This window comes from Flavobacterium supellecticarium (genome assembly GCF_004801375.1).
Taxonomy (GTDB): Bacteria; Bacteroidota; Bacteroidia; order Flavobacteriales; family Flavobacteriaceae; genus Flavobacterium; species Flavobacterium supellecticarium.
Window position 1 is genome coordinate 1 of record NZ_SSNZ01000015.1, and the last position, 5,261, is coordinate 5,261.

The 5,261-nt window shown below is 32.4% G+C and carries 4 protein-coding genes and 1 pseudogene; 2 read left to right on the plus strand and 3 right to left on the minus strand.

Annotation, left to right across the window (positions count from 1 at the left end):
- Positions 1–215 precede the first annotated feature (215 nt).
- Positions 216–749, plus strand: coding sequence for an OmpH family outer membrane protein (locus E6C50_RS17425; RefSeq protein WP_168732855.1), 534 nt, complete (start codon positions 216–218; stop codon positions 747–749).
- A gap of 63 nt (positions 750–812) precedes the next feature.
- Here E6C50_RS17425 and E6C50_RS17430 read toward each other — a convergent pair whose 3' ends face one another.
- Entirely contained in the window at positions 813–1,859 is a 1,047-nt protein-coding gene (locus tag E6C50_RS17430) for a tyrosine-type recombinase/integrase (protein WP_136404531.1), read from the minus strand.
- A 146-nt stretch (positions 1,860–2,005) separates the two neighbouring features.
- Between E6C50_RS17430 and E6C50_RS17885 the strand changes: the two genes are divergently transcribed.
- Entirely contained in the window at positions 2,006–2,929 is a 924-nt protein-coding gene (locus tag E6C50_RS17885) for a glycoside hydrolase family protein (RefSeq protein WP_211089563.1), read from the plus strand.
- A gap of 295 nt (positions 2,930–3,224) precedes the next feature.
- Here the strand turns inward: E6C50_RS17885 and E6C50_RS17440 are convergent, their stop codons facing one another.
- A complete protein-coding gene (locus tag E6C50_RS17440; RefSeq protein WP_136404532.1) occupies positions 3,225–4,253 on the minus strand; it encodes a beta propeller repeat protein in 1,029 nt (342 codons plus the stop codon).
- Positions 4,253–5,261, minus strand: a pseudogene (locus E6C50_RS17810) (hypothetical protein); the annotation flags it as partial. The pseudogene E6C50_RS17810 and the gene E6C50_RS17440, both read right to left, overlap by 1 nt.

Below are 5,261 nucleotides of genomic sequence, written 5' to 3' on the forward strand. Positions count from 1 at the left end.
AGCATCCCAAACGGATAATGATAAAATGATTTAAAAACGCAGTAATCATAAGGGTTTCCAACTTGAAAATAGTTTCTAAAAATGACTTCAAGTGGTTGAAAAAGCTATAAAAAATCGTATGATTTTGACTGTTTTTGCAAGTTAAATTTGAACGTTATTATTGGTTAAAATTTAATTTGAATATAAGATTTTTTATTGCAGAAATAGTTTTACTTTTGAAAAAAATAACAAGTAAAACCGTGTTCGAAAATAAATTCCGTATTTTAATCATAACAAACATTGCTTTGTTTTTGTTGATCGTTGTTGGTGCTGCTACTTTCTTTATAGCAAATAATAGCCCTAAAATTGTTTTTGTAGATAATGTTAAGCTTTTTGATGGCTTTAATATGACTAAAGAGCTGAAAAAAAGAGGCGAGCAAGAATTTAATTCCCGAAAAAAAGTTTTAGATAGTTTGTATGCTGTCTTACAACAGGAAGGTGCTTCCGAAATACAAAAAGAAGCCATTACCAGAGAATTAATCGCAAAAAAACAGGAGTTTGAAGCATTTAATCAACAATTCGCTACGGAAGAATCTGCTAAAATATGGTCTAGAATAAATGGTTATACTTCCGATTTTTCAAAAGACAAAAACTACGACTTTATTTTAGGATCCGAAAACAAACGATCTGTTCTCTTCGCTAAAGAAACTGTTGATATCACTAATGAGTTGATCCTCTATATTAATAAAAAATACGAGGGCAATCAATAGTCTTTTAGATTACCCTCTTTGAATTTCTTTATTGTTAAAGTATTCTGGAAAGATAGTGTGACTCTACTGCATACTATTTTCCAACTTCAGATGCACTTTCTCAATTTCCTTGTCAATATACACCTGAGCATAGTGTACATAGCGATTAAACGAACCACTGGCATGACTGTGCCCGCTTATTTTTCGAACCAGATGTTCCGGCATACCCAAAATAAGTAATGTTGTAATCGCGGTTCGTCGCATCATATGCGAACTCATTTTATCACAAAAACGATTTGGAGCCTTGTTATTTTGCTTCAATAATCGCTTACCTTGTTTTTCTCGTGAAACTTCAACAGAAGCCGTAAAATTGGCCAATTCGCCTATTTGTTTGAGGCTTTTATTAAAATTAAATAGACTTGTACTTCCAAATACCGGATTTTTGACGTTTTTAGGCTTGTATTTTTGATAAATTGCCACTGCATAAGCCGGAAGTTTGATATGGCTAAACGTTTTTGTCTTTTTGGATTTTAATTTTAAATACCATTCATTTCCTACTTGTTCAAAATTCTTATTCGTCAGTAGAAAAATATCAGAGTAACGCAATCCTGTTGTACAGCCAAAAACAAAAATATCTTTAATCCGACGATTACTCACGGATAAACTATTTTCAAATTCTTTATCATGGATAAGGAATTTTAATTGTTCCGGTGATAAAACCAGGATTTCGATTTCTTCTTTGCGAACATAAAACAACCGTTGAAAATCTCCGGTAAAGAAATCTTTGTCGTTTTTCAGATAGTTAAAAAACACCCGGATTACTTTAATATTTGAGCCAACATAATTATCATGACAGCCTTTTTTGTATAAATAATCCGTAAACTTCTGATAGAACTTTTTCCAATAGTTTTTTTCCGATTGTAATTCTCTTTTATTCAGTTTTGAAGCATCACAAATCCGTAATTCAAAACTGGTATCACTTGAAAACTGAATCAGATTTTGTAAAACATAATGATAATTTTGTATAGAATCCGGTTTGATGCGTTCGCCATTCTTTTTTAAACGTTTACCGGTTTCGGTATCTTTTATGAACTGTTTAAATAGTGAGGGTATAGGGGTCGTTTTTTTCATTGTAATATTTCTCCAAAAATATCAGTTCGGAATTAAAAATAAAAAAAACTAGTTGTAAAAATTAAACCTTTATTCATTTTTAATAAAGACTCATTCCTAATATATTTTGCCGAAATTTAAAGTAATTTTATCATTATCCGTTTGGGATGCTAGTACCTAACCGACACGAAGCCAGTAATGAGTACCGATACGGTTTCCAAAATCAGGAAAAAGACAATGAGTTAAAAGGTGAAGGAAATAGTTTGAATTATACCTTCCGTATACATGATCCGAGAACAGGAAGGTTTTTTGCAACGGATCCATTAGAACAATCTTTCCCTTGGAATAGTCCTTATGCCTTTAGCGAAAATAGAGTTATGGATGGTATTGAATTAGAAGGAAGAGAACGATTGGTTTATTTGTATGATTTTTCTAAAGAAAAAATTACACGAACTAAGATTAGTTTGAAAAAAGCAGGACCACTAGGAAATGGTGTCCTTGTCAAATCAAATCACGGAGGAAAAGAAGCTTTCTATTATGGGAATGACATCCCTAATCCAACTATAGTTTCATTTAAAAAGGCGTATGAAGGAGCTGTAATGAATAAAAATGGTGAGCATGTAGGATATAATGATAGTAAAGGATTTCCAACGATAGGTTTTGGACATTTGATCAAAAAAGGAGAACCATATAAAGTCGGAAGTACAATAACAGATGAGGAGGCTCAAAGTATCTTTGTGAAAGATTCCAAGGATATTTTCACAAAAGCAGACAAATATTTAAAAGACTTTAATTTGTCGACAAATCAAAGGTATGCATTGTATGATGCTTCGTTTAATATGGGGCCAGGAAAAATGCTTGATTACAATGAAAATGGCAGCAAATTTAGTGGTGAAAACTTCTTCCTGCAATATATGGGAGATGGACCAGGGGTTTCAAAAAGACGTTATGGCGAAAACTTATTGTATTCGGAAAATTTGTACATTCATTTCGATGTCTATTCAAAAAAGAATCAGATTATTGCAGCCAAAAAAGCTTTGGAAGCAGCATTGAATCCTCCTGAAGAAAAAAAAGACGAACCTAAACAATAGCAAATATTCGAAAGCTGTCTTTGAAAAAAGGGTTCAACTTTAAGTAAAAAGTCAAACCCTATTATTTTTAAACTTACACACTTTTTGGGATAGTGTCTTTAAAGTTCAAAACAAAAAACCTAACTTTAAAAGTTAGGTTTTTTTTAAGATTTCTTGATGTTTCGTTTATTCCGAAATTCCTACTTTCATTAGAATATTTAATGAATACAAATAACAAGGAGGAAAGAACATTGCCACAGCAATTACGAACATGTTTCAAGACAAAACAATTTCCGTGTGTCTAAAATTCAGATCGTCACTTCAATTCAGCTTTGTAAATCATATTATGTTCGTCTATAACAAAAATTGCCCCTAAAGTATTATTTACTAAACGGAAATTTTCCCCTGGTTTAAATAGGTTCCATAATTTTCCTTTATTATAACTTATCCATGTAGCTATTTGTTCACCTACCGTGTTGTTACTAACGGAAATAATTAAGCATGATTCATTAAAATAAAGTTCTTCTATTTGTTTTGTTTTACTAGGTAATTGAAACTCAAATTCTGTTTTTTGTAAACCATCTTTTACGGTGTAAATTAAAGCTTTTCGATCATTATATAAGCAATATAAACTCTTATCCTTATTATTAACTTTTACAACATGACTATCGTCTTTTATTGTTGTTAACGTTTTAAAATGATTCTTTTTTACATCTAACAAACCTAGAAAACCATCTTTATCATTATAAGATTTATAGCCCCTGAAAAGTATCTTTTTGTTGTCTATGCAGTCTATTAAATAGAAGCTCTTTATATTTTCAGATAGATAATTGTAATTTCTCCAATTTTTGCCATTATTGTAAGATACTACAACTTGTCCACTTCCATTAAGATTACCTTCTAATATCAAATATTCGTTAGTCCAAAAAAATGTCCTGATGCTTTCCAATGGTGTTTTTAATGATTTCCATGTCCTGCCATGATCACTACTATACATGAGTTCGGAACGCAACTCGTCTTTCTTAAAATTGTTTTCTATAAAACTTATAAAAGCTTTTTCAATATTAACATTTTGCATGCTATTTAGCGGACTTTGGATCAAAATCGTTGATTTGCCTGTTACGCCTAATTTATTAATTGTATAGCCTCCGGAATTAACCATTGATTTGGAATATGACACCAAATACCCATTAGATAGTGTATCAATTTTTAGATAATTTAATTTATCTGCAACTTGTATTAAAGGTGTCAAACCAACTTCAAGCTTCTCGGAATCGTCTATCGATTTTTGATTTTTGGAACAGCTAAAAGTTATTAAAATGAGACAATAAATGTAAAACTTCATTATTTATCATCTTTTTTTGTCAATCTACGATAAGACTTATACATTTTGAATCCGAATTCAAGAACTCTTGCTCCTGTATAGACCGGATTCCTTTTTGCATGATCAACATAGTCTTTTCCTACCTGCATAACTTGTTTTAAACCATTTTTACTTAATAAATCCGACATATCAGGAGTGGTACCTATTAAGATCAAATCACTTACTGGTAAACCAAATAAGCCTGCTGTTTCATAGGCTTCAACATGTGAATCAAATGCGAATTTCCTAAACTTGCTATTGTCCATTTCAATTGAAGGATCGGAACCTAATTTTTCTTCTATTGCTGTCTGAAGATTTATCAGCGCCCCATCTAGCCATGCTTTACCGCTATTTGATAATTTTGGATAGAGGTCTTTAGAAAATCTATTCACATATTTATCACCGTAATCCATGTAATAATCAGGAGCGTCAGGCTGCCATGAATACCATTTGTCCATCAATGATTGTCTGATATTAAAATCGTTATCTCTAAATTTATAGTAACCCGTAGTACCAATTAAGCTTTTCGGGGCAGGCGTGGGATTTAATTTTGTTCCCTGATAGTCGACATCATCCGCATCAACAACCGATCGAAGCCGCTTTATTGAACTTCCACTAACGGTTCTTTTTACATAATGAATCTGTCCCTCTTTAACCGGCTTAGCGGTTTCATCCCATGCGAAAGAACTACTTTGTATCTTTCCTTTATCATTGAATGTTTGCGTTAAGACATGGGCTTCAAGCCCCTCTAATTCTATCGCATGGATCACTTTGTTTTCACTAAATGCATAAGGAGCATTGTGCGGATAATCAGGAGCCAAAGGATCTATTGCAAAGAACCTTCCTGTTCTCGGATCATGCATACGGAAGGTATAGTTTATACTATTCCCTTCACCTTTAACTTCATCGTCCTTTTCCTGGTTTTGGAATCCATAACGATATGATTCTGAGGATTCATGACGGTTTGGCACTAGCATCCCAAACGGATAG